At 28.4% G+C, this 24195-nt stretch carries 25 protein-coding genes; all 25 read left to right on the top strand.

Annotated elements, in window-relative coordinates; genetic code table 11:
- The first annotated feature begins 8 nt into the window (after positions 1–8).
- Positions 9–1298: a stage III sporulation protein AE gene (gene spoIIIAE, locus F3K33_RS08390; protein ID WP_039770562.1), complete on the top strand. Its 1290-nt coding sequence runs from the start codon at positions 9–11 to the stop codon at positions 1296–1298.
- A gap of 6 nt (positions 1299–1304) precedes the next feature.
- Positions 1305–1904, top strand: a complete 600-nt coding sequence (gene spoIIIAF / locus F3K33_RS08395; RefSeq protein ID WP_039770559.1) for a stage III sporulation protein AF — start codon at positions 1305–1307, stop codon at positions 1902–1904.
- 9 nt (positions 1905–1913) lie between these two features.
- Positions 1914–2534 (top strand): stage III sporulation protein AG, encoded by a 621-nt coding sequence (spoIIIAG, locus tag F3K33_RS08400; protein WP_011969022.1) that lies wholly within the window; start codon positions 1914–1916, stop codon positions 2532–2534.
- Positions 2535–2573: 39 nt separating this feature from the next.
- On the top strand, positions 2574–3089 hold the full coding sequence (locus tag F3K33_RS08405) for a SpoIIIAH-like family protein (RefSeq protein WP_011969023.1): 516 nt from the start codon (positions 2574–2576) through the stop codon (positions 3087–3089).
- A 101-nt stretch (positions 3090–3190) separates the two neighbouring features.
- Positions 3191–3571 carry an Asp23/Gls24 family envelope stress response protein gene (locus tag F3K33_RS08410; protein WP_011969024.1) on the top strand — a complete coding sequence of 127 codons (381 nt, stop codon included), beginning with the start codon at positions 3191–3193 and terminating at the stop codon, positions 3569–3571.
- A 131-nt stretch (positions 3572–3702) separates the two neighbouring features.
- Positions 3703–4098 carry a transcription antitermination factor NusB gene (gene nusB / locus F3K33_RS08415; RefSeq protein WP_039770551.1) on the top strand — a complete coding sequence of 132 codons (396 nt, stop codon included), beginning with the start codon at positions 3703–3705 and terminating at the stop codon, positions 4096–4098.
- A gap of 133 nt (positions 4099–4231) precedes the next feature.
- Entirely contained in the window at positions 4232–5080 is an 849-nt protein-coding gene (locus F3K33_RS08420) for a bifunctional methylenetetrahydrofolate dehydrogenase/methenyltetrahydrofolate cyclohydrolase (RefSeq protein WP_023974711.1), read from the top strand.
- Positions 5070–6269, top strand: a complete 1200-nt coding sequence (xseA, locus tag F3K33_RS08425; RefSeq protein WP_017208899.1) for an exodeoxyribonuclease VII large subunit — start codon at positions 5070–5072, stop codon at positions 6267–6269. The genes F3K33_RS08420 and xseA overlap by 11 nt, the downstream gene beginning before the upstream one ends.
- 12 nt (positions 6270–6281) lie before the next feature.
- Positions 6282–6506, top strand: a complete 225-nt coding sequence (locus F3K33_RS08430) for an exodeoxyribonuclease VII small subunit (RefSeq protein WP_039770549.1) — start codon at positions 6282–6284, stop codon at positions 6504–6506.
- Entirely contained in the window at positions 6493–7362 is an 870-nt protein-coding gene (locus F3K33_RS08435) for a polyprenyl synthetase family protein (protein ID WP_039770548.1), read from the top strand. The genes F3K33_RS08430 and F3K33_RS08435 overlap by 14 nt, the downstream gene beginning before the upstream one ends.
- 17 nt (positions 7363–7379) lie before the next feature.
- A complete protein-coding gene (dxs, locus tag F3K33_RS08440; RefSeq protein WP_039770546.1) occupies positions 7380–9236 on the top strand; it encodes a 1-deoxy-D-xylulose-5-phosphate synthase in 1857 nt (618 codons plus the stop codon).
- A 12-nt stretch (positions 9237–9248) separates the two neighbouring features.
- Entirely contained in the window at positions 9249–10058 is an 810-nt protein-coding gene (locus F3K33_RS08445) for a TlyA family RNA methyltransferase (RefSeq protein WP_023974707.1), read from the top strand.
- 16 nt (positions 10059–10074) lie between these two features.
- Complete coding sequence (locus F3K33_RS08450) at positions 10075–10929, top strand: NAD(+)/NADH kinase (protein WP_011969032.1); 855 nt, start codon at positions 10075–10077, stop codon at positions 10927–10929.
- Positions 10926–11378: an arginine repressor gene (locus tag F3K33_RS08455; RefSeq protein ID WP_011969033.1), complete on the top strand. Its 453-nt coding sequence runs from the start codon at positions 10926–10928 to the stop codon at positions 11376–11378. The genes F3K33_RS08450 and F3K33_RS08455 overlap by 4 nt, the downstream gene beginning before the upstream one ends.
- 19 nt (positions 11379–11397) lie before the next feature.
- Positions 11398–13086, top strand: coding sequence for a DNA repair protein RecN (gene recN / locus F3K33_RS08460; protein ID WP_023974705.1), 1689 nt, complete (start codon positions 11398–11400; stop codon positions 13084–13086).
- 228 nt (positions 13087–13314) lie between these two features.
- Positions 13315–14505: a SpoIVB peptidase gene (spoIVB, locus tag F3K33_RS08465; protein WP_017208905.1), complete on the top strand. Its 1191-nt coding sequence runs from the start codon at positions 13315–13317 to the stop codon at positions 14503–14505.
- 607 nt (positions 14506–15112) lie between these two features.
- Complete coding sequence (gene spo0A / locus F3K33_RS08470) at positions 15113–15934, top strand: sporulation transcription factor Spo0A (RefSeq protein WP_011969036.1); 822 nt, start codon at positions 15113–15115, stop codon at positions 15932–15934.
- Between the two features lie 884 nt (positions 15935–16818).
- Entirely contained in the window at positions 16819–17226 is a 408-nt protein-coding gene (locus F3K33_RS08475; RefSeq protein WP_011969037.1) for a bacteriohemerythrin, read from the top strand.
- A 409-nt stretch (positions 17227–17635) separates the two neighbouring features.
- Positions 17636–17863, top strand: coding sequence for a hypothetical protein (locus F3K33_RS08480; RefSeq protein WP_017208908.1), 228 nt, complete (start codon positions 17636–17638; stop codon positions 17861–17863).
- A gap of 352 nt (positions 17864–18215) precedes the next feature.
- On the top strand, positions 18216–19508 hold the full coding sequence (gene uraA, locus F3K33_RS08485; RefSeq protein WP_170816438.1) for a uracil permease: 1293 nt from the start codon (positions 18216–18218) through the stop codon (positions 19506–19508).
- A gap of 211 nt (positions 19509–19719) precedes the next feature.
- The gene (locus tag F3K33_RS08490) at positions 19720–20328 is read left to right on the top strand and encodes a thioester domain-containing protein (protein WP_026015633.1); all 609 of its coding nucleotides are present in this window, start codon (positions 19720–19722) and stop codon (positions 20326–20328) included.
- Positions 20329–20511: 183 nt separating this feature from the next.
- Positions 20512–20913, top strand: a complete 402-nt coding sequence (locus tag F3K33_RS08495; RefSeq protein WP_039770537.1) for a hypothetical protein — start codon at positions 20512–20514, stop codon at positions 20911–20913.
- Positions 20914–20951: 38 nt separating this feature from the next.
- Positions 20952–21962, top strand: coding sequence for a type II toxin-antitoxin system antitoxin SocA domain-containing protein (locus F3K33_RS08500; protein WP_039770535.1), 1011 nt, complete (start codon positions 20952–20954; stop codon positions 21960–21962).
- A gap of 25 nt (positions 21963–21987) precedes the next feature.
- Positions 21988–22599, top strand: coding sequence for a histidine phosphatase family protein (locus F3K33_RS08505; RefSeq protein WP_039770533.1), 612 nt, complete (start codon positions 21988–21990; stop codon positions 22597–22599).
- Positions 22600–22987: 388 nt separating this feature from the next.
- Positions 22988–23935 (top strand): metallophosphoesterase, encoded by a 948-nt coding sequence (locus F3K33_RS08510; protein ID WP_236892176.1) that lies wholly within the window; start codon positions 22988–22990, stop codon positions 23933–23935.
- The last annotated feature ends 260 nt before the right edge of the window (positions 23936–24195 follow it).

The raw sequence follows: 24195 nt of genomic DNA on the forward strand, positions 1-24195 counted from the left end.
GTTTATATATGAAGATGATAAAAAGAGTTACGTTTATAGTATTAATGAGCCTTATGATTAACATATTTATTTCGGCTGTGACAGGTGATTCTTTTATTGAATCGAGAACTATTTATGCGGCAGAAGTAAATAATAAAGTTGATATTGAAACAGGTAATAACACAAACTTTTATGATAAGAATAAAAGTAAACAATCTTCTGAAAATGAAGTTAACATAGATGAATTAGGGGGAAGTGCGAAAGAAGAAATTAATTCGCTATATGAATATATAAGCAAAATGAAAACAGATGTTGAGCTCATGAATAATTTAAATCCAGTTGAATATGTCAAAACTTATATCAAAGAAGGTAAAGGGAATCTTTCAATTGATACACTTCTAAAAGCAGCATTAAGCATAATATTTAAAGAAGTGAAAAGTGTATTATCTTTAGTAATATCAATAGTTACAATAGCAATAATATGTTCACTACTAAAAAATCTACAAGATGCATTTTCAGGTGAAAGTATATCCCAAGTAGCATTTTATGCATGCTACGCCTTAATAATAATGGTGTTATCAAAGAGTTTTATAATTTCAATTTCAGTTGCTAAAGATGTAATAAATAATATTTCAGATTTTATGAGTGCGCTTCTCCCTATTCTTGTGACTATGATTTCTCTTGCTGGAGGAATAGCAGCGGCTACTACATTAGATCCTATAGTACTTGGTGCAGTTGTATTTATACCTAAAGTTTATTCCAATGTGATAATTCCAATGATATTAATGGGATTTGTATTAGAATTTGCGAATAACATATCAGCAGAGCATAAAATAAATAATTTGTGTAAGTTGTTTAAGCAAATCATCATATGGTTTCAGGGAATCATAGTAACAATTTTTATAGGATTATTAACGATTAGAGGGATTACATCAACTACGATTGATGCAGTAACACTAAAGACGGCAAAATTCGCTGTAGACAACTTTATTCCTATTGTTGGAAAAGCCTTTTCGGATGCGATTACTTCTGTTGCTGGATATTCACTTATAATAAAAAACGCTATAAGTTCAATAGGGTTAGTTGTAATTATCTTAATTCTCTTACACCCCCTTATTAAGTTAGTTCTTATAGAGTTTATATATAAATTATCAGCGGCATTAATAGAACCAATAAGCGATTCTAGAATAACGAAGTCATTGGAGGCAGCGGGAAGTTCCATGATGCTTATAATATCATGTGTATTAACTGTAAGCTTTATGTTTTTTATATTAATAGGTATCATGGCATCCACTGGTAGGTTTATAGTTGGAGGATAAAATAATATGTTTATGGAAGCTTTAAAAAAATTTGTAATTACCCTTGTGACTGTTCTTATATTTATGAGCGCTGTAGAGATGATTGCTCCTAGTAAGATGAAGAAATATATAAAATTTGTCTTGGGATTAATACTAATAACAATTATATTAAATCCAATATTGCAAATTGTAGAAGGTGGAGAAAAAAACTTTACAGATGTAATTAATAATTATGAACAAGCATTTTCAAAAGATAGAGATACAGCTAATTTTGACAGTATAAATACATTAAGCAAAAGTAATACAGATGATGAGAGAAAAAAAGCATTTGTAGCCAACTTTAATAAAAATTGTGATAACATTTTAAAAAATAATTTCAAAGAGATGAACTTTAAGAGCGAAGTTGATTGTGATGTGGATTTTAGTAAAGTAGCTATAAATGTAAAGAAACTTAGGATAGGTGTAAGTAGTAATAAAATAAATAAAATAAAAAAAATAGTAATAAGCAAAGGTGCAGATGAAAATAACGAAGGAAAAAATGCGGAATATAGTGAAATAGCTGATTTTGCAAGCAATGAATTAAACATTCCAAAGGAGAAAATAGAAGTATATGGATTAGAGGAGTAGGAGGTATATATGGATAAAGATAAATTTAAAAAAGAATTTAGCAAAATACTAGAGCAGAAAAAGATGAAAAGTCTTATAGCAGTTTGTATAATACTTGCATTTATACTTATTGCTATGAATGTATTTTCATCTGGCAACAATAATTTTAGCAGCAATAAACTATCATCTACCGCAGCTAAAACAAATGCAGAAAATGTAGATGATACTAAAATAAATAATGAATCAGATGAAAAAAATTATGAAGAAAAACAAAAAAATGATTTAAAAAACATATTAAAGAAAATGAATGGAGTTGGTGATGTTGAGGTAATGATGTCTTTTGAAAATGGGGGAGAAAAAGTTCCGGCGTATGATAATAATAATCAAAAGTCAACTACAGAGGAAAATGATACCGAGGGTGGAAAAAGAGTTACAAATCAAGACACAGATACGTCAAAAACTGTAATGACAACATCTGATGGGAATAATGAACCATTTATTTTGAAAACCTATAAGCCTAAAATTACTGGGATAATAATACTTGCAGAAGGTGCTGACAATAGCAAGATAAAATATGGAATAGAACAAGCTGTGTCAAAACTATATAACTTAAGTTTAGATAAGGTTAATGTATATAGCATGAAGAAGTAGCATATAATTTTATAGAAAAAGAATGGGAGGAAGAATATTATGACAAAGAAACAATGTGGGATTATATTTACATTATTAGCATTAATATTATGTGTAGGAATGCTAGCAGCAAAACTTAATAACGGAGGGCTAAATGATCCAACAGATTTAAGCCAGGTTTTATCTACTGATCAATCAAAAACTGAACAAGATACACAGGCTTTAAGTCAACAAAATTATTTTTATGATGCGCGAAGCGAAAGAGATCAACAGGATTCAACTACAATACAAACTTTAAATTCAATAATTTCAGATGCAAATACATCAAAGGAGCAAAAGGATCAAGCAACAAAAGAGTTAACACAAAAAACAATGACAAAAGATAGTGAAGGAAGAATAGAATTAAGTATCAAAAATAAAGGTTATGAGGATGCTTTATGTATGTTACAATCAGATAAAGCAACAGTAATTGTTAAATCACCTAATGAACTTCAAGAAAGTGAAACTGTAGCTATACAAGAAATAGTTCAAGAGATATCAAAAATTAAAGACGTAATAATACAAGTACAAAAATAGTATAAAAACCATAATATATTTGTAATGTTAAATTATATTTGATATAATGAACACAAGATTATCATGTTTTGTTATCACAAAACCTAGGAGGTTAAAGTAACATGGAAGATTTAGTTAGAGAAGAAAATATCGGAGTAGTTAAAATTTCTGATGAGGTAGTAAGCGTTATTGCAGGAATTGCTGCTCAGGAGATTGATGGAATATTAGATGCTCAAATGGGTGTTGCAAACAACTTAACAAACATATTTAAAGGTAAAAAGAACACCGCTAAAGCAAGTAAAGTTACTCTAGAAGAAGATAAAGCAATTATAGATATGAACGTATCAGTTGAATATGGTAAAAAAATAATGGAAGTTGTGCCTCAGGTGCAAGATAATGTTAAGAAAACCGTGGAAGCTATGACGGGACTATATGTTGAAGCCGTTAATATCTATGTTCAGAATATTTATATATCAAAAAAGGAAGAAAGTGAATCTAACTAGTTTGATTTTCACCCTCTGAAGCTTTCAGAGGGTGTTTCTATGCTGAAATTAACCAAGGTTTAAAAGAAAGCAAAAGTGTGTATAATGATAAATGTACATAATTAACTATGATACATATTTAGGAGGAATATATGAACAGAAAATTATCAAGGGAAAAGGCTATGGAGTTACTATTTGGAATGACTTTGAGCAAAGATACAATGGAAGATGCAGTGGAAGCATTTGTAGAGAATTATGAAGGGGATATAAAAGAGATTGACTTAACATATGTAAAACAAGTGTTAATTGGTGTAAACAATAATAAAGAAGCAATTGACAAAGTTATACAAGAGAATTTACATAACTGGAAAATTGAAAGAATATCTAAAGTTAATTTAAGCATTTTAAGAATTGCAACATACGAATTATTATATGATAAGGAAGTACCAAGAGGTGTTGCCATCAACGAAGCTTTAGAAATTACAAGAAGATATTCAGATGAAAAAAGTGTATCGTTTATAAACGGAGTACTAGATAAGGTTAAGTAGGACTAATTTTTATATACTAATACATTTTAAATATACATGATTTATAACTTAATTTTGTTTAGAATATTTGCAATAAAGATACTTAAAATTATATAAAATAGGATTACAAAGTGAAAGTAGGTAGAATGATAAAATGGGGCAAATTATTAATGGTAAAGAAGTTGCATTAAAAGTGAAAGAAGAAATAAAAAATTTTGTTAATAATAGAAAAGAAAAAAATCTTCAAGTTCCTAAAATTGCATCAATATTAGTTGGAAATGATGGTGGATCTATTTATTATATGGGCAGTCAAGAGAAAGTAGCTAATTCTCTTGGAGTTGAGTTTCTAAAATTAACTTTACCAGAAACTTGCAATGACGAAGATGTTATAGCAGAAATACATAAATTAAATGAAGATAATAATATTCATGGAATTATTCTACAGTTACCACTTCCGAATAATTTTGATGAAAAGAAAATTATCAAGCAAATATCTCCTAATAAGGATATTGATTGTCTTACATTTGAGAGTCAAGGAAAACTATATATGGGAGAGCCAAAATTTTTACCTTGTACACCTAATTCAGTAATTACCTTAATTAAAAGTCTAAACATAGATATTGTAGGGAAGAATGTTGTAGTCCTTGGAAGAAGCAATATAGTTGGAAAGCCAGTAGCTCAGCTTTTATTGAATGAAAATGCGACAGTTACAATTTGTCATTCAAAAACTAAGAATCTAAGAGAAGTTTGCAAGAATGCAGATATTTTAGTGGTAGCTATAGGAAGACCAAAATTCATTGATGAAACATACGTAAATGAAAATGCGATTGTAATAGATGTTGGGACATCATCTTTTGAGGGGAAAATAACTGGAGATGTAGATTTTGATAAGGTAATAGATAAATGTAGATACTTAACTCCAGTTCCAGGTGGAGTTGGCTCGTTAACAACTACTTTATTAATAAAAAATGCATGTGAGGCTTTACAGGAAAATGAATATTAAGACTTTAACTGTTTCAGAGGTCACAAATTATATAAAAAGAATGTTAGACAATGACTTTATCTTAAGTAATCTCTCTGTAAAAGGGGAGATTTCTAATTTGAAGTATCATAGTAGTGGGCATATTTACTTTACACTTAAAGATAGTAGTGGCAGGATAAATTGCGTTATGTTTAAAAGTAATGCAGTATTATTAGATTTTCCATTAGAAGAAGGAATGGAAGTTATTATTAAAGGTAGGGCATCAATATATCCTGCCACTGGAAGCTTCCAACTTTATTGTGATGAGATAAGAAAAGAAGGATTAGGAGATTTATTCATTAAATTTGAGAAACTTAAAGAAAAACTATCTAAAGAAGGATATTTTGATGAAGCATATAAAAAGGAATTACCAAAGTATCCTCAGAGAATAGGAATAGTTACATCGCCAACAGGGGCGGCAATAAGAGATATTATAAATGTTTCAACTAGAAGAAGCAGTCTTGTGGATGTAGTCCTATATCCGGCAAAAGTACAAGGTGCAGGTGCCTACAAGGATATCATTTCTGGAATTAGTTATTTTAATAGAAAGAAATCAGTAGATATAATTATAGTAGGCAGAGGCGGAGGTTCCATAGAGGAATTATGGAATTTTAATGAAGAGGAGTTGGCTAAGGCGATTTTCAACTCTAAAATACCCATAATTTCAGCAGTAGGGCATGAGATAGATTTTACGATTTGTGATTTTGTAGCAGATGTCAGGGCAGCAACACCTTCTCAAGGAGCCGAGATTGCTGTTCCACTTAGTGATAATATAAAAGATAGATTACTAGATATTTCAAAGAATTTAGATAAGTATATAAGTGATAGATTAGATACTTGTAGAAATAATTTATCAGGAGCTCAAAGAATTTTAAAGGTTCATTCTCCGATGGCTAAAATATCTAATTCATATTTAGAAGTGGATAGATTACAAGATAGGTTGAATTTTGCAATGAGAACGAAAATTAAAGGAGAAAAGAACAAAGTAGAAAATTTAAATAATTTGCTTTTTGCTCATAATCCAATTAAGGTAATTTCAAAAGGATATGCTATAATAAAAGATAATGAAAACAATATTATTACATCGAAAGAACAGCTAAATGAAGATAAAAATATAGAAGTTATTCTTAAAGATGGTAATATAGAAGGAAAATTCATACCATCAAAATGAGGAGTTTGAGATATGGCTAAAAAAGAAAGTTATGAAGAAATGTTAACTAAACTTCAAGATATATTAAGCAATTTAGAAACAGATGACTTGAATCTTGAGGAATCTATGAAATCTTATGAAGAAGGTGTTAAACTTGTAAATAAGATTTATAAGGTTTTAGATTCCTATGAAGCTAAAATTTCTATAATTAAAGATGATAAAGAATTGGAGTTTAGTGAAGATTATGGAGATAAATAATTTAAAAAAAGATATTAATGAATATTTGGAAAATTACTTCAGTGAAAAAGGAAGTTTTAATAGAATTATATATGATTCATGTAGCTATAGTTTGAATATAGGCGGAAAAAGAATACGACCAATATTGCTTTCGCTAACTTATTATATATACAAAGAAGATTATAGGAAAGTTATACCAATGGCGGCTGCTATGGAAATGATTCATACATATTCATTAATTCACGATGACCTTCCTTGTATGGATAATGACGATTTAAGAAGAGGAAAACCAACAAATCATATTAAATTTCAGGAAAATATAGCAGTTCTTGCAGGAGATGCTTTATTAAATGAAGCTATGATAATAATGATGGATTATGCGATAAAAAGTGAAAACAATGCTTTAAGAGCAGCACATGAGATAGCAGTTGCGGCAGGCGCAGAAGGTATGATAGGCGGTCAAGTAGTAGATATTATTTCAGAAGGAAAGAAGATATCAAAAGATGAGCTAGAATATATGCATGCTAAAAAAACAGGTGCACTTATTAGAGCGGCAATAGTTTCAGGAGCAATTTTAGCTGAAGCGCCTGAAGATGATTTGAGATTATTAAGGGAATATGGTGAAAAGCTAGGGCTTGTTTTTCAAATAAAAGATGATATATTAGATGTTATTGGAGATAGTGATATATTAGGTAAAAATATACATGCAGATGAAGAACATAATAAAACAAATTTTATATCGGTCTTTGGATTAGATAAGTGCAAAGAATTATGCGAAACTTTAACTAAAGAATGCATATCTATTCTTAACAGTTTGAGTGTTAATTCAGATTGCTTAGTTGAACTTACATATACTCTTTTAAATAGAGAAAATTAATAGAGGGAATGATTATTATGAACTTACTGGATAAATTAAATTTTCCAGAAGATTTAAAAAAGCTTAATGAAGAAGATTATAAAGTTTTAAGTAGTGAGATTAGAAAATTTTTAATAGATAGTGTCTCTAAAACTGGTGGCCATTTAGCATCTAATTTAGGGGTTGTTGAATTAACATTAAGTTTATTTAAAGCCTTTAGTTTTGATAAAGATAAAATAGTATGGGATGTAGGACATCAGAGTTATATTTACAAAATTTTGACTGGAAGAAAAGAAGGGTTTAAAAAGCTCAGGAAATACGATGGAATAAGTGGATTTCCTAAGAGAAATGAAAGTAAATATGATTATTTTGACACAGGCCATAGTAGTACTTCAATATCAGCAGCTCTTGGAATTGCAAGGGCAAGAGATTTAAAGAAAGAAAAATATAATGTTATCTCTGTTATAGGTGATGGTGCGCTAACAGGTGGAATGGCAATCGAGGCTCTAAATGATGTTGGGTTTAGAAAAACAAAATTGATAATTATATTAAACGATAACCAGATGTCAATTTCAACAAATGTCGGAGGATTATCACGATATTTAAATAAACTTAGAATAGCTCCAGTATACAATAAGTTAAAGACTGATATTCATGCATCTTTAGATAACTCAAATCTAGGTAAAAATATAGCGGGAAAAATATCTAAAGTTAAAGATAGCATAAAGCAATTAATAGTTCCATCTATGTTTTTTGAAAACATGGGGGTAAAATATATTGGACCAATTGATGGGCATGATATCGATGCAATGACAGAGGTGTTTATAAAAGCAAAAGAAATAAACGAACCAGTAATAATACATATTTTAACTCAAAAAGGAAAAGGTTATGCGCTAGCAGAAGAAAGTCCAAGTAAGTACCATGCGGTAGGAGCATTTAATTTAGAAAGCGGTGAATCAAATGCATCACCAAAGAATAGCTATTCAAAGGCATTTGGAAAGGCACTAGTAAATCTTGGAGCTCAAGATGAAAAAATAGTTGCAATTACAGCAGCTATGCCAGAAGGTACAGGACTTAAGTGTTTTTCACAGAAATTTAGAGATAGATTCTTTGATGTTGGAATAGCAGAAGAACATGCAGTTACTCTTGCTGCTGGGATGGCGAGTAATGGTTTAAAACCTGTTTTCGCAGTTTATTCAACATTTCTACAAAGGGCGTTTGACCAGGTATTGCATGATGTTTGTATTCAAAATCTTCCAGTAGTATTTGCGATAGATAGAGCGGGAATAGTTGGAGAAGACGGTGAAACTCATCAAGGTATTAATGATTTATCCTATTTATCTATGATCCCTAATATACATATAGTTGTACCAAAATGTCTAGAAGAAGTTGATGTTTTATTAAAATGGGCAATTAACAAAAATGCGCCAGTTGCAATAAGATATCCAAAGGGTGGAAACATAATTGATACTCTTTCACCAATTAAAGAGGTGGTAGAAGGACAATGGGAAATAGTAAATAGAGGTTCTAAGGTTTGTATTATTGCAACTGGCAGGATGGTTCAACATGCAATGCTTGCAAAAGAATTCCTATATGAGAAAGGATTAAATCCAACGGTTATTAATGCAACATTTGTTAAGCCAATTGATAAAAAATTACTAGAAAATATAAAAAAAGAAGGATATAATATTTTAACAATAGAGGATAACATTTTAAAAGGCGGGTTAGGTTCAGCTGTAAAAGATTATTTAAGTGAAATAGATTATAAAGGAACTATTAGGTCACTTGGATATGATGATGAATTTATTCCTCAGGGAAATGTAGAAATCTTGTACAAAACATATAAATTAGATTACGAGAATATAAGCAAGATTGTTATGAAGCTTTATGATTAAAAGGAGAAACAAATGGCGGAAAAAAAAGAAAGACTTGATTTACTTTTAGTAGAAAAGGGCATAATTAATTCTAGAGAAAAAGCAAAAGCTTGTATAATGGAAGGTAAAGTTTATGTTGATGGCCAGAAAGTAGATAAGGCTGGTGAGAAAGTAAGTTCTAATGCTAATATTGAATATCGAGGAGAAACACTTAAGTATGTTAGCAGAGGTGGACTTAAATTAGAAAAAGCAATGAAAACTTATAGCATATCATTAGAGAATAAAGTGTGTATGGATATAGGGGCATCCACAGGCGGATTCACTGATTGCATGCTTCAAAACGGTGCTTCTAAAGTGTTTTCTGTAGATGTTGGGTATGGACAGTTTGCATGGAAACTTAGAACTGACGAAAGAGTAGTTTGTATGGAAAGAACAAATATAAGATATGTTACTCTAGAAGATATAGGAGAACCTTTGGACTTTGCATCTATAGATGTATCTTTTATATCATTAAAAAAAATAATGCCTGCGACAATAAATTTGCTAAAAGATGATGGAGAAGTTGTTGCACTTATAAAGCCTCAATTTGAAGCTGGACGCGAGAAAGTAGGAAAAAAAGGCGTTGTAAGAGAGATAAGCACACATAAAGAAGTAGTGCATGATATTGTAGACTTTTTATTACAGCAAAACTTAAATGTTTTAGGTGTGAGTTTTTCTCCTATTAAAGGGCCAGAAGGAAATAGAGAATATTTAGTGTATTTTACAAAGGATAAAAATAAAAAGAGTGATTTTGGAAAAGATGATATAGATGAAGTTGTTGAAAATTCACACATAGAAATTTAACTTCCTTGGAGGGGCTATGAATAATATTGGGATTGCAATTAATCCATCAAAAGATGTAGATAATAGAATATTGAATATGGTTGTAAAAAAATTTAAGGAAAAGTTTAACTTGAAAAATATTGAAGTTTTTAATTCATTCGATATAGAAGAGCAGAATTTAGCAGATATTGATTTACTTATCGTATTGGGTGGAGATGGTACACTCCTTGGAATAGCTAGATCTTTAAATGATAGTTTTAATTCACCTATCTTAGGGATTAATATAGGCAATTTAGGATTTTTGTCAAGTGTAGATATATCAGATATTGATATTGCTCTTGAAAAATTAAAAGACGGGAAATATAAATTTGTTGACAGAATGATGTTAAATTGTAAAGTTGAATCAGATGAAAATAAAGAAGAACTTAAGGCTTTAAATGATGTGGTACTGGCTAGAGGAACTCTTTCAAGAATGGTGAAATTTACGATATTTGTAGATGGAAAGATATATTCTACATTCAAAGGTGATGGACTTATTATAGCAACACCTACTGGATCTACAGCATACTCATTTTCAGCAGGAGGACCATTTATATATCCGGATTTAGAACTTATAACAATAACTCCTATATGTCCTCATACTAAAAGTATGCAAACTATCGTATTAAAAGGAGACAGTGTTATAGATATATATGCGGACCATGAAGAAGAAAAAATTTATTTGACTGTAGATGGTCAAAAGGCTATTAAAATTAATCATGAAACTTCGGTAAAGGTAAGTAAAAATAAAAAAAGTGTAAAATTACTTGTATTTGATGATTATGATTATTTTAAAGTCTTGAGAAGTAAGATTTTGAATAATTCTAAAGAATGTGATGGTGAGAAACTTTGAAATCAAAAAGGCATACTAAAATATTAGAAATCATAGGCTCAAGAGAAATAGAGACACAAGAAGAGTTGGCAGATGCATTAAAAAAAGAAGGATTTGATGTCACACAAGCGACTGTATCTAGAGATATAAAGAATTTAAAGTTAATAAAAATGCAATCGACTAATGGTAAATCTAAATATGCTGTGTCTACAGGAGAACAAAAAAATATCATTGATAGATTAAGCAATATTTTAGCTAATACAGTGCTTTCAGTAGAAAATGTAGATAAAATGGTTGTAATAAAAACTATAACAGGGTCGGCACCAATTACAGCTGAAGCTATTGATAATTTGGAAAGTGCGGATATTGCAGGAACAGTAGCAGGAGATAATACTATTTTCATTTTAGTTAGAAGTTTGGAAAGTGCTGAAGATTTGGTTGATAAAATAAGAAAAAGAATGTCATCATAAATATTAAGGGTGGGATGAAATGCTAATTCAATTAAATATCAAAAATTTTGCGTTGATAGAAGACATGACGATAAATTTTAGTGAAGGGTTTAATATACTTTCAGGAGAAACTGGAGCAGGAAAGTCCATCATGATAGATGCAATCGACTTTGTTCTTGGTGGAAAGTTCTCGAAAAATTTAATAAGAACTGGTGAAGATAGAACATATGTAGAGGCATTATTTTCATTAGAAAAATCAAAAGTTTCTGAGGTATTGGAAGAATTAGATATTGAGTATGAAGATGTCTTAATAATTTCGAGAGAAAGTCATGCGAGTGGGAAAAACTTGATAAAGGTAAATGGGAAAAGCTTAATTACTTCACAACTTAGAAAAATTAGAGCAAAACTTTTAGATATTCATGGACAACATGCTAATCAAGAACTTCTACAAAGAAATACTCATATATCATATTTAGATGGATTTATAGGAGATGAGATGATACATCCTATAGGTAGATTTAGCGATTTAAGGGCAGATTTAATAAAAATAAGAGAAGAAATTAATAGGATTTGTGGCAATCAAGATAGAGAAAAATTGCTAGACTATCTTAAATTTCAAATTGAAGATATTGAGAAAGCTAAATTAAAAAAGGATGAAGAAGAAACTTTAAAAGAAGAATATAATATTTTAGCAAATGCTGAAAAAATTAATAATAGTTTATCTATCTCATATGGAATGCTTAGTGGAAACGAAGAGTTAAATGTGATTGATTCCATATCAAAGATAATGCACGAACTATCTAATGTAGAAAATCATTTTGAAAAGATTAAGAAGAATAAGCAATTAATTGAAGAAGCATTTTATACTTTAGAAGAAGCTAGTCGTGAGATCCGTGACATGGCAGAAGAGATTGTTTTTGATCAAGATGCGTTGGAGAAAGTAAATGCTAGAATTTATGAAATAAATACTTATAAGAAGAAATATGCGCCAACAATTCCAGAGATCTTAGATTATTATGAAAAAATAAAAAAAGAATATAATGAAATATTAAATTCTGAACAAATAATAGAAAGTCTTAAGGAAAAAGAGAAAGAAATTCTATCTAAAATGGAAAAAGAAGCGTTAATTCTTCATGAACTAAGAGTAAGAAAAAGTAAATTCTTAGAAGAAAAAATATTAAGAGAACTTACGTTTGTTGGTCTTGAAAAATCAAGAATGGAAATAAGTATAGTTCGTCAAGAAGAGTTTAATGAAAAGGGATTTGATGATGTTAGTTTTTTAATATCTACAAATCCAGGAGAACCACTTATGCCGCTTGAAAAAGTATTATCAGGTGGAGAACTGTCAAGAATAATGTTAGCTTTAAAATGTGTTTTTGCTGAGAAGGATGAAATACCAACATTAATTTTTGACGAAATAGATACAGGAATAAGTGGAGCAGTTGCACAAAGAGTTGGAGAAAAGATGTATCAATTATCAGATACGCATCAAGTTTTATGCATAACTCATTTGCCGCAGATTGCTGTATTATCTGATCATCATTATTTTGTTATGAAAAAAGTTAAAGATAACAAAACATTTACAAAGATAAAGGTTTTAAAAAAGGAAGAAAAAGAACTTGAGATAAGTAAAATGTTAGCAGGAGACGATGTAACAGAAGCTACATTAAATAATGTTAAGGAAATGATAAAATTAAGTGAACTAAAAAAGCTAGAAATTCAAAAATAAATACATATAGAAAATAAAATTGGTAAAAATAAAACCATGTAATTGCATGGTTTTATTTTTTTATTTTTATAATTTTGGAAATTTATATATAAAGTAAAAGAAATAAAGTTATATACTTTTAAAATTTAGTATAAGCTAAATTTTTTGACTACAATAACAAAGTTCTTATAGGATAAGACTTGAGTGCAGTGGGAAAATTAAATTTAGTAAGTAAAGGAGGAGAGAAATATGAAGAGAAAAATTTTATGTGCTACTAGTTTAATTATGACTCCAATCCTTATTCTAATTTTATTTACCACGATGAGCATAAGGAAATTACCAAGTAAGATTTATACAAGAGATGAAAAGACAGTACAATCAATTGCACCCATAGGAAACACCATAAGTAAGATTGGTAATAACGATAATGAGTATGAGATAAAATTTTTAGGAATGATTCCTCTGAAAGCTGTCGAAGTACAAAAAATTAAAGATTTAGAGATATGTCCAGGCGGAAATCCAGTCGGAGTTAGAGTGAATAGTGAAGGCGTGATTATTGTTGGATATTCTGAAATTGAAATCAATAATAAGAAGGAAGAAAGTCCTGGTAAGGCTGCTGGACTTGAAATTGGTGATGTAATACTAAGAGTAAATGGTGAAAATATGGAGAATTCCATGGATTTATTAAAAACAATTAAAGAATGCGATAATGAAAGTATAAAGGTTGATATTTTAAGAAATGGTGAGAATCTCACAAAAACAATACATCTAAAAAAAGAAAATAATAAAGATTATAAAATAGGATTATGGATAAGAGACTCAACTGCAGGAGTGGGAACAATGACTTTTTTTGATCCAACTACTAAAAAGTTCGGAGCATTAGGACATCCGATAACAGATGCAGACACAAATGAACCATTTCTAGTAAAGAAAGGAGACTTATTAGAGTCATCTATAATAAGTGTTAGAAAAGGAGAAAAAGGATCACCAGGTGAATTAAAAGGAATTTTTTTAAACGAAGAGACACCAACTGGAAACATTGAAAAAAATACGCAAAGTGGAATTTTTGGTGAAATCAAAAATACTCAAGTATTAAATAATAAAATTAAACCTCTTAAAGTTGGGTTTAGGGATGAGATATCTGTAGGAAAAGCTAAAATAATTACAACAGTAGATGAGAGTGGTCCACAAGAATTCGACATTGAGATTGAAAAGACTTTAAATCAATCTATTCCAGGATCGAAAAGCATGGTAATAAAAATTACTGATCCAAGGCTATTACAAAAAACAGGTGGAATTGTTCAGGGAATGAGTGGAAGTCCTATAATTCAAAACGATAAAATAGTTGGAGCGGTCACTCATGTACTAATAAATAAACCTGATACCGGATATGGTATTTATATAGAGTGGATGCTTCAAGAAGCAGGAATAATAAAATAAAAACAAATGATAGGTAGCGTATTTAAAAATCGCTACCTATATTTGCTTTTGTTTTGAGTCTGATATAAAATAATTTGAATTTATGGAATATAAAATAAACATAGGAAAATATAGTATTAATTTATAGTGTTATATTATATAAAAGTACATAATTTTAAAATAATTATTAATATATAATTTCGATATAGATTGTAGAAAAAGAAATATAATTATATAATAAATATGTATTCGCTTAATAATTGAGAATTTAGGAAATATATAGTTACATTTTTACTTAAAAAAATACTTTAAAAGTATTTTGTCAGAACCTATTTACTTTCTGAGAAAAAAAGTGTATAATTTACAAATAGTGGAAGATGATAAAGTAATATTAATCGGACTTAAGAGATATTTATGTAAAAGGGAATATATTAATAGAAAAATTACTATTGCAAATGTAGACGTACATACCCTATTAATGTCAAGGATCTTACAATAATTTGTAGAAGTAATATATTGTGTTATATTGTACAATGATGGAACTATTTAATAAGATATGGTTATAGGGGTTAAATAATATATTAAAATACAAACATAATAAAAGAATGGACAAAAGGAGAGAAAAAATATGGAAGATTCAAAAATATCTGTACTAATTGCTGATGATAACAAAGAATTTTGCAGTATATTAAATGATTATCTACTTAATCAAAAAGATATAGTTGTCACAGGAATTGCAAAAGATGGTAGAGAGGCTTTAGAGTTAATAGTAGAAAGAAAGCCTGATTTAGTTATTCTTGATATAATTATGCCACATTTAGATGGATTAGGTGTTTTAGAAAAATTAAATACAATGCAATTGGAAAAGGTTCCAAGAATAATAATATTATCAGCAGTAGGCCAAGATAAGATTACTCAACAGGCAATAACTCTTGGTGCAGATTATTATACTGTAAAACCTTTTGACATGGAAGTATTTACAAAGAGAATCAGAGAAATGTTTAATAGCTCTGCAGCAGTTCAAGAAACAAATATGAGAAATTCGTATGCATCATCAATGATATCTACTCCAAGTGAAAATAAAACAAAGGCGCCTATTGATTTAGAAACGGAAATAACTAATATAATACATGAAGTTGGAGTACCAGCTCATATTAAAGGTTACATGTATTTGAGAGAAGCTATAACAATGGTAGTAAACGATATGGAATTATTATCAGCAGTAACTAAAGAGTTATATCCTTCAATTGCTAAAAAGTACAATACAACAGCTTCAAGAGTTGAAAGAGCAATAAGACATGCAATAGAAGTAGCATGGGGAAGAGGTCAAATAGAAGCGATTAACAGGTTATTTGGATATACAGTGCATAATGATAAAGGTAAGCCAACAAATAGTGAATTTATAGCTATAATAGCTGATAAATTAAGACTTAAAAATAAAGTTAGCTAATTGGCTTGAAGTAATGTGAAAAGCTACGTTGAAGGTAATGGAAAATATCTTTCATCTATATTTTAATAGCAACTAATAGTTTTTCATATCAATTAATACTCTAAATTTATGTAAGACTAATACCTTTTATTAGTTGGGTGTAACAATCTAACTAATAAAAGGTTATTTTTATGCAAAAATAAAAACAAAAGATTATAGAGGAAAGCAACATAAATTAACCATCCTTTTTAAGTGGAAAATTTAAAGCGGACATGTTATAATTAAAGTGTTAGAATTTAAGATATAGAAAGACAGAGGATTAAAGTGTATGGAAATAAAAATTAATATTCCAGTATTAAAAATATTAGCGATAACTATTTCGGGAATATTGGGTTATATAACTGGAATAATAGTATATAAATAGATATGATATTTTAGACTAAGGAGATATAATTATTCTTTGGTCTTTTTTTTATGTAAAAAAATAAATTAATTAACAAGAAGGTCATGATATTTCAAAAGTAGATTATAGTATGTGAAAATATAATTCTATGGTATACAAGCGTTAATAAAAAGTGAATAAGTATATTTCTATTAAGAAATATATTACGATAGTAAATTATTAACGACACAAAAGTTTATACAATGTTATAAATTTACAATACATCATGTATAAAAAAGAGAAAAATATGCTTTTAATGCTGAAAAATGTGGAAATAAAAGTTAAAATAAAGATTACAGAAAGAAGGTATTTGTATAAGAATGTAGAAATATATGATTAGGTAAAAGAGATTCGATCTTGATAAGTATATCGAGTCAATTTAACTAAAATTATATTATGGAGGTATTATAAAAAAGAGAATCAACTTAAGAATAATTTATGCATTAATGAAGGGTGGTTTTTTATGGAATTTAATTGGGATAAGAAATGGTCAGTGGGTATTGATAAAATAGATCATCAACACAAAGAATTGTTTGATAGAATTAATAAGTTAGTAAGTGCGATGAGAGAGGGAAAAGGAAAAGATGAGGTTATAGAGACTTTAAGCTTTCTAGAAGAGTACGTTATTAAGCATTTTAATGATGAAGAAGAGATGCAAAGAAAGAGCAATTATCCTAAATACGATATTCAACATAAGCAACATGAAGAATTCAAAGAGGAGCTTAGAGAATTAAGAAAAGTTTTTGAAAAAGCTGGTGTCTCAGCATTGTTTGTTATAAATGTACAACAAAAGATGTCCAGTTGGTGGAGAAAGCATATTAGAGAATTGGATAGAGATCTAGGAGGATTCTTAATAGAAAGTTCTAAATAGTACTATTTACTGAAGGTATGATGGAATCGAATTGTACTACAAGATAAAAAATCCAATCATTTGAATTTGGTAAATTATTAAGAAAAATCAATGAAAAGGATAGCTTATTTAGAAATATAAGCTATCTTAAAATTGGTTGACGATATTTTTTTGAGGTAAAAAAAATAATGAAAATTGTTTATATTGATATTATAACTTAAGATTGCTACAGGATTATGACAAGGCTAGTATATAAATTAATTCTTATTGAATTTTAAGTTTATGAAAAAATTGTTTTATATTAGAAAATATCGATAACACAGTTTTATAAATAAAAATCTTATACAGAATAACATAAATACTACAAATTGGAAAAAGGGATTTTATATAATTTATAGAATATTTTTAGTTATAGAAAAGGGGTGAGGGTATGGGAGAAGTAAAAGATGAAAAGCTAACAAAGGATCAACAAAAAGAAGCATTAAAAAGCGCAATAACAACAATAGTAGAAAACTACAAGATGTTGCTAATAAGTAATAATAATATATCAGGCCTAGAGAAACAAAAATTATACGGTGATCTTGAACATAGTGTGGCAGCAATAGAATTTATAACGAAATGTAAGCTTGATAAAGGCGTTTTGTGGGAAGGAATATGAAACTAATCTAAATAATTAAAATAGATATAGTGTTATTAAAGTATAATTAGTGCAGCATAAAAAATATTTCACATAACAAAAAAGAATAGTTCACTAGGGTGAAATGAACTATTCTTATATGGGTCATAGTATTTTTAATAGGAGTAAAATAATGTTTTATCTTGTTTCAAGTAATAGTATAAATATATATTGTGGCAATATTATGACAACAATAAAAAACTAATATTAAAATTTCAACAATAATATTTAAAAAAATTGCACAGAATTGTTGACAAAACTCATGAATATATGATATTTTTGTAAAAGCATACTTTTAATTTAGTTCAGAGAAGCTAAGAAGGGGGAACATATGATGAATAATAAATCATTAAAAAGCGAAAAAAATTTTATAGATGTAAAAGAGAAAGTTTCTTTAAAGAGAGCAATTCCATTAAGTATCCAACATTTGTTTGCAATGTTTGGAGCTTCAGTCTTAGTACCACTTATTTTTAAAATTGATCCAACAACAGTGCTATTTTTTAATGGTATTGGTACATTACTTTATGCCTTTATTACTAAAAAAAGTATTCCAGCTTATTTAGGATCAAGTTTTGCATTTATATCACCAGTATTACTTTTATATAGTCAAGGATATGATTTTCAGACTATACAAGGCGGTTTTGTATTTGTAGGTATATCATTTTCAATAATAGCGATTATTGTTGGATATACAGGTATGGGATGGATAAATAAATTATTTCCACCAGCTGCTATGGGATCAATAATAACAATTATAGGTTTAGAATTAGCCAGTAATGCAGCAGATCAAGCAGGTTTTCCGGTTGGATTAAGTAATTCTCCAACTTTAAACATAACATGGGTAATTGTTTCGATGGTTACTTTAGCTACAGTGATTTTATGTAATATCTTATTAAAAGGATTCTTGAAAGTTATACCTATATTAATAGGGGTAGTAGTTGGATACATTACAGCATTCTTTATGGGATTAGTAGATTTTAGTACTATAAATAATGCAAATTATTTTGTTTTACCTAATATAAAGGTTGCACATTTCAGTTTAAATGCAATTTTAACTATACTACCTGCAACATTTGTAGTAATTGCAGAACATGTTGGTCATTTAAAAGTTACTAGTAGCATTGTTGGAAGAGATTTATCAAAAGATCCTGGACTTCATAGATCTTTACTTGGAGACGGGCTATCAACTATCATTTCGGGAATGTTTGGTTCTGTACCAACAACAACTTATGGTGAAAATATAGGAGTTTTAGCTCTAACTAAAGTGTATAGTGTATATGTAATATGTGGGGCCGGCTTAGTATCAATTTTGCTAGGGTTTTCTGGGAAAATGTCAGCACTTATTAGTACAATTCCAACGCCTGTTATTGGAGGAATAAGCTTCTTATTATTTGGGACTATTGCAACTTCAGGATTAAGAACTTTTATTGAAGAAAAAGTTGATTTTTCTAAATCAAGAAATTTAATATTAACTTCGGTAGTATTTATAGTAGGATTAAGTGGCATAAAATTAACTTTAGGGACTATTGAACTTAAAGGAATGGGGCTAGCAACAGTGGTTGCTATGGTGTTAAGTATAAGTTTTATGATATTTGATAAATTAGGTATAATGAACGAAGCGGAATAAGATAAAAGTTTATAAATAATGAAATTAATTATAAGAATGCTGTTAGTATTAATGAAAATACTAATGGCATTTTTTATTTTAAAGAAAAGAAGTATAAAATTAAAGAAAGTAGATATATTTAACTATTTATATTTTTATAGTTAATTTATGAATATATAAGAGTATTAAAAGAGAAACTATGTATGAAGATAAATGTATAGGAGGAATACAAATGAAATTAAAAAAATACATAAAAGTATTAAGTTATTTTATTATTTTTAACGTACTTATGAGTTTGGCTTTCGTTGGCGCTGATGCTAATACTGTGAAAATAACTACTGATAAGGAACCATTATATACAGTTGAGTACGATGGCTATGATCTTACAGCGAGAAGAATAAGAGTTGCTGGAAGCAACAATGTTGCATATTGCTTAGAGATAAATGAAAAATATCCATCTGGGCAAAATTTTTCGTCAAATAGTAATTTAAGTGAATCAGTTCGTAATGTTATTGCTGCCGGATATCCAAATAGATCTGTAGCTGAATTAAATTTAGACAATGAAAACGAAGCGTATTTCGCTACTCAGATAGCAATATGGAGTTCAATGGAAGGATATGATGTTAATAAAATAAAAGGAAATAACTCTAAAATAGTAGATGCGATAAAGAGCATATATAATGATGGGGTAAATGGGAAATATTCAAGTAAAATAAGAAGTAAAGTATATAAAACAAGTGATGAATCTATACAAGAAATAATAGTTGTATATACTGATGATTTAGTATCGGAAGAAAAAGGAGAATCAATTCAAACAGAATATGCACCACAAGAAGGATAAATAAAATTACAGATTACATGTTAATGCTGTTACATAATGAATGTTTTATGATTAGTCTAAAGAATTTACCTTGTAACAGCATTAATAGTTAATTAGAAGGAAATCTTGGCTATGATTGACACCAATTCTATAAAATGATAACCTTTTGTTAGATTATTAGAAGTAGTAAGGTGGTGAAGAAGATTGCTGCTAAAGGATTATAGTAAGGAACAAATTAGGAATTTAGTTGAAATTATTAAAGATTGTGTTCGTGAAGATATGTATACTATATCTTTAGAAGAAAATAAGGCAGAAAATATTCAATTTATAGAAGAATACAATATAAATGAAAAGAAGAGAATAAGTATACTATGCGGTATAGACTACAAAGATTTTTGTTATGGCCTCCAAAATGTAAAAAATGGAGTTGAGCAAAATGATCTTTACGTATTTTGTTTACAAAAAGAATTGTATAATGTTGAGGATAAGAGAGAAATAGTAGATATTTATTTGAAATTTAATGTAATATGTAATGAAGTGAATAGTAGTAGAGTATTAGTCTCTCTACATAAAAGAAACAAGCCTATTACATATCTTTTTAGATAAAAAGAATTGTCTTCATTTCTAAAAGGAGGGATAAACTCATGAAGAAATCAGCATTTTGTGAATATTGTTTTAGCGAAAGAGAATATCAAGTATATAAAGTAAGAAGAACATCCATACTAAAAGAAGAAGAGGTAAGCTACAAGGCTAAAGAAGCTGTTTGTAACGTTTGTGGTAATGAGATTTTTGTGTCAGACATATGTGAGTATAATTTGATGAACTTATATAAAGAATATAGAAGGAATTATAATATTATTAGTACGGATGAAATAGAAAAAGTTAAAATAAAGTATTCAATTAATTCAGAAGCACTTTCACTAATATTAGGATGGAATAGTAAGACTATAGAACGATATTTAGATGGGGATATGATTGGAGTCTCCAATAGTGATTTACTAAGAAAAGTATATGAAAATACAAGTTATTATTCTATCATATTGCAAAATAATAAGGAAAGAATAAATCCAGTAGATTACAATAAAAGTAGACAAGCTATTAGATATATTTTAGATCAAGATGAGACAGAAGAAAAAATCGACGCAGTAATAAAATATTTGTTGATAAGATGTGAAGATTTCACAGCTTTATCAATCCAAAAACTTCTATATTATGTACAAGCATTTCATTATGTCTTTACTGGTAATTTTATGTTTGAAGAAGATTGCGAAGCTTGGAAGGATGGTCCGTTTTATCCAAGTTTATATGAAAGATATGAACAATTTGGATATGAAAAAGTTAATAAAGATATAATGGCTAATGATAAGTTAAGGTTGGAGAATTTTGAACGGAATATTGTAGAAAGTATAATAAAATTTTATGGTTGTTATAGTGGGAAAATATTAAAGGAGATGACTAAAAGCGAAGCTCCTTGGATATTAACAAGAACTAATTCTATTAATGGAAAGAATATCAAATATGGTGAATTTAATACTGTGATTGAAAAAAGTTTGATCCAAGAGTATTTTGATAGTATTAAGGAAAAATATAATATTAGTAGTTTATTAGATATACAAAATTATAGTAGAGATTCATTCGATAAGATATCTATTTAATATGAAGTTAGGAAAGAGGTAAATTATGAAAACTACATTATTACTTATTAGACATGGCGAAACAGAATGGAATGCTTTAGGAAAATTTCAAGGGTGTACAGATATAGAGTTGTCAGAGGAAGGAGTAAAACAAGCGCAAATATTAAAAAATAGACTTAATGAAGAATTTGATTGGATATATGCTAGTCCGTTAAGTAGAGCTTTTAAAACAGCAAATATATTAGCATCAATTACGAATAAAGAAGTTATAATAGAGCCTGAGATAAGAGAAATTAATTTTGGTGAATGGGAAGGATTAACTGTTAAGCAAATTAGTGAAAAATATCCTGATGTTTTTAAAGCTTGGAGAACTGATAAAAAAGAAAGTTATATTTGCGGTGGAGATTCTAGTATACGTAATGCGGTAGGTAGAGCTAAGAAGTGTATTCTAGAAATAGTATCTAAACATAAAGGTGAGAAGATAGTAATTGTTGCTCATGGAGGAATAATAAAAGCTGGACTTATAGGAATATTTGACTGGGATATGACAATGTATCATAAAGTAGCACTTGGCAATACTTGTATTAATAAAATAACTTTCAATGATGATTTAATGCCAATGTTAGTTAGTTTAAATGATACAACTCATTTAGATTAAATTACGAAAGTTATATGAATTAATTAAAAAAATGCAATTCTATAAAAGGTATCAAAATATACTAAATGTTAAACATAAAATAATTATTCTAAATAAATAGATAAGATTTATTTTACCAATGAAGTTTATAAAATTATCGTAAATGTATTTTACGATGATTCATAAGGAGTAAAAAAGAATGATATACATGATGATAAGTATTATATTGATTTTATATTCTGGAATAAATTATTACATTAGCATATGGTTTTGGAAAAATTTATATAGTATGATCCCTTTTTTTAATAGTGAAATGTACTTTAGCTTCTTTTTTATTATATTTATAATAAGCTTAGTTGGAGTTATATGGAATCGCCATATACCTAGATTTCTTCAGGATGGAATTTACTTGATAGCATCTTATTGGCTTGCTGTTATATTATACTTTGCAATATTTATTGGCATGATTGAGTGCTTTTTTATTTTAGGCAAGACTTTACAGTTTATACCTAGCGATATTAAACTTAACGCAAATGTTTTATTTTATATTGCTTTGATAGTTCTTTTTACTGTAATAATTATAATTCTATATGGAACGATAAATGCTAAAAACGCAATAATTACACCATATAATATAGACTTACCTAAAAAGGCAGGAAAGATAAGTAAATTACAAATAGCACTTTTATCAGATATTCATCTTGGTAATTTAATGGATAAAAGAATAGATAAACTAATAGATAAAATTAATTCTATACAACCAGATATTGTTTTAATTGCAGGAGATATAATTGATTCTAATAGAGATATGATAAATTATGATTTTTCTAAGATGCAAAGTAATTTTAAAAAAATAAAAAGTAAATATGGGATTTATGCATGTTTGGGGAATCATGACTATGATCATAAAGGTGATTCATCAAATAGAATAAATAATTTCAAAAAAGTAGGAGTTAATATATTACGAGATAGTTATGTAAAAATTGATGATAGTTTTTATGTTATAGGGCGTGAAGATATCTCTTATGAAAGAATAAGCGGGATAAGAAGAAAAAAACTATCAGAAACTGTAAATGAAATTAGTGGAGAATTACCTATAATAGTGCTTGATCATCAGCCCAATAACCTAAATGAACCTGTGAGTGAAGGAATTGATTTACAATTATCTGGTCACACACATAAAGGACAGTTTTTTCCTTTTAATTTAATAACGAAAAGAGTATTTAAAATTGATTATGGATATCTAAAAATGGATAAATTTCAAATAATAGTTTCATGTGGCACAAGAACGTGGGGACCGCCTATAAGGATTGGGAGTAAATGTGAGATAGTAAATATAAATGTAACATTTAAGTAAAGGATTATTTTTAGTGTCTACAAGCAATTAAATAGATAAACTATCATGAATCAAAAATGAACAATATATAAACATAAAAAAATGAATGGAATATATGTCCTAAAAATATACAGTGTAATAAAATTGAACATTTTATTTATAAATTGTATTTTTTTGATACAGTAAATTTGTGTTAGAAAAACTACATTGTTAATAATTAGATTATAAAATTTCAATAAATGGAGAAATAAGTCTACTAATATATTTTGAAAAATTCACGT

Origin of the sequence: Clostridium beijerinckii (assembly GCF_008705175.1) — a bacterium.
GTDB classification, from domain to species: domain Bacteria; phylum Bacillota; class Clostridia; order Clostridiales; family Clostridiaceae; genus Clostridium; species Clostridium beijerinckii.

Bases quoted from the DNA above. Each gene is read 5' to 3' on its own strand.
- F3K33_RS08435 (WP_039770548.1), top strand. From the start codon at position 6,493: ATGGAGATAAATAATTTAAAAAAAGATATTAATGAATATTTGGAAAAT.
- uraA (WP_170816438.1), top strand. From the start codon at position 18,216: ATGAATAATAAATCATTAAAAAGCGAAAAAAATTTTATAGATGTAAAA.
- F3K33_RS08480 (WP_017208908.1), top strand. From the start codon at position 17,636: ATGGGAGAAGTAAAAGATGAAAAGCTAACAAAGGATCAACAAAAAGAA.
- F3K33_RS08475 (WP_011969037.1), top strand. From the start codon at position 16,819: ATGGAATTTAATTGGGATAAGAAATGGTCAGTGGGTATTGATAAAATA.
- F3K33_RS08450 (WP_011969032.1), top strand. From the start codon at position 10,075: ATGAATAATATTGGGATTGCAATTAATCCATCAAAAGATGTAGATAAT.
- dxs (WP_039770546.1), top strand. From the start codon at position 7,380: ATGAACTTACTGGATAAATTAAATTTTCCAGAAGATTTAAAAAAGCTT.
- recN (WP_023974705.1), top strand. From the start codon at position 11,398: ATGCTAATTCAATTAAATATCAAAAATTTTGCGTTGATAGAAGACATG.
- spoIIIAE (WP_039770562.1), top strand. From the start codon at position 9: ATGAAGATGATAAAAAGAGTTACGTTTATAGTATTAATGAGCCTTATG.
- F3K33_RS08410 (WP_011969024.1), top strand. From the start codon at position 3,191: ATGGAAGATTTAGTTAGAGAAGAAAATATCGGAGTAGTTAAAATTTCT.
- xseA (WP_017208899.1), top strand. From the start codon at position 5,070: ATGAATATTAAGACTTTAACTGTTTCAGAGGTCACAAATTATATAAAA.
- spoIIIAF (WP_039770559.1), top strand. From the start codon at position 1,305: ATGTTTATGGAAGCTTTAAAAAAATTTGTAATTACCCTTGTGACTGTT.
- spoIVB (WP_017208905.1), top strand. From the start codon at position 13,315: ATGAAGAGAAAAATTTTATGTGCTACTAGTTTAATTATGACTCCAATC.
- F3K33_RS08505 (WP_039770533.1), top strand. From the start codon at position 21,988: ATGAAAACTACATTATTACTTATTAGACATGGCGAAACAGAATGGAAT.
- F3K33_RS08420 (WP_023974711.1), top strand. From the start codon at position 4,232: ATGGGGCAAATTATTAATGGTAAAGAAGTTGCATTAAAAGTGAAAGAA.
- F3K33_RS08445 (WP_023974707.1), top strand. From the start codon at position 9,249: ATGGCGGAAAAAAAAGAAAGACTTGATTTACTTTTAGTAGAAAAGGGC.
- spo0A (WP_011969036.1), top strand. From the start codon at position 15,113: ATGGAAGATTCAAAAATATCTGTACTAATTGCTGATGATAACAAAGAA.
- F3K33_RS08405 (WP_011969023.1), top strand. From the start codon at position 2,574: ATGACAAAGAAACAATGTGGGATTATATTTACATTATTAGCATTAATA.
- F3K33_RS08490 (WP_026015633.1), top strand. From the start codon at position 19,720: ATGAAATTAAAAAAATACATAAAAGTATTAAGTTATTTTATTATTTTT.
- F3K33_RS08500 (WP_039770535.1), top strand. From the start codon at position 20,952: ATGAAGAAATCAGCATTTTGTGAATATTGTTTTAGCGAAAGAGAATAT.
- F3K33_RS08430 (WP_039770549.1), top strand. From the start codon at position 6,282: ATGGCTAAAAAAGAAAGTTATGAAGAAATGTTAACTAAACTTCAAGAT.
- spoIIIAG (WP_011969022.1), top strand. From the start codon at position 1,914: ATGGATAAAGATAAATTTAAAAAAGAATTTAGCAAAATACTAGAGCAG.
- nusB (WP_039770551.1), top strand. From the start codon at position 3,703: ATGAACAGAAAATTATCAAGGGAAAAGGCTATGGAGTTACTATTTGGA.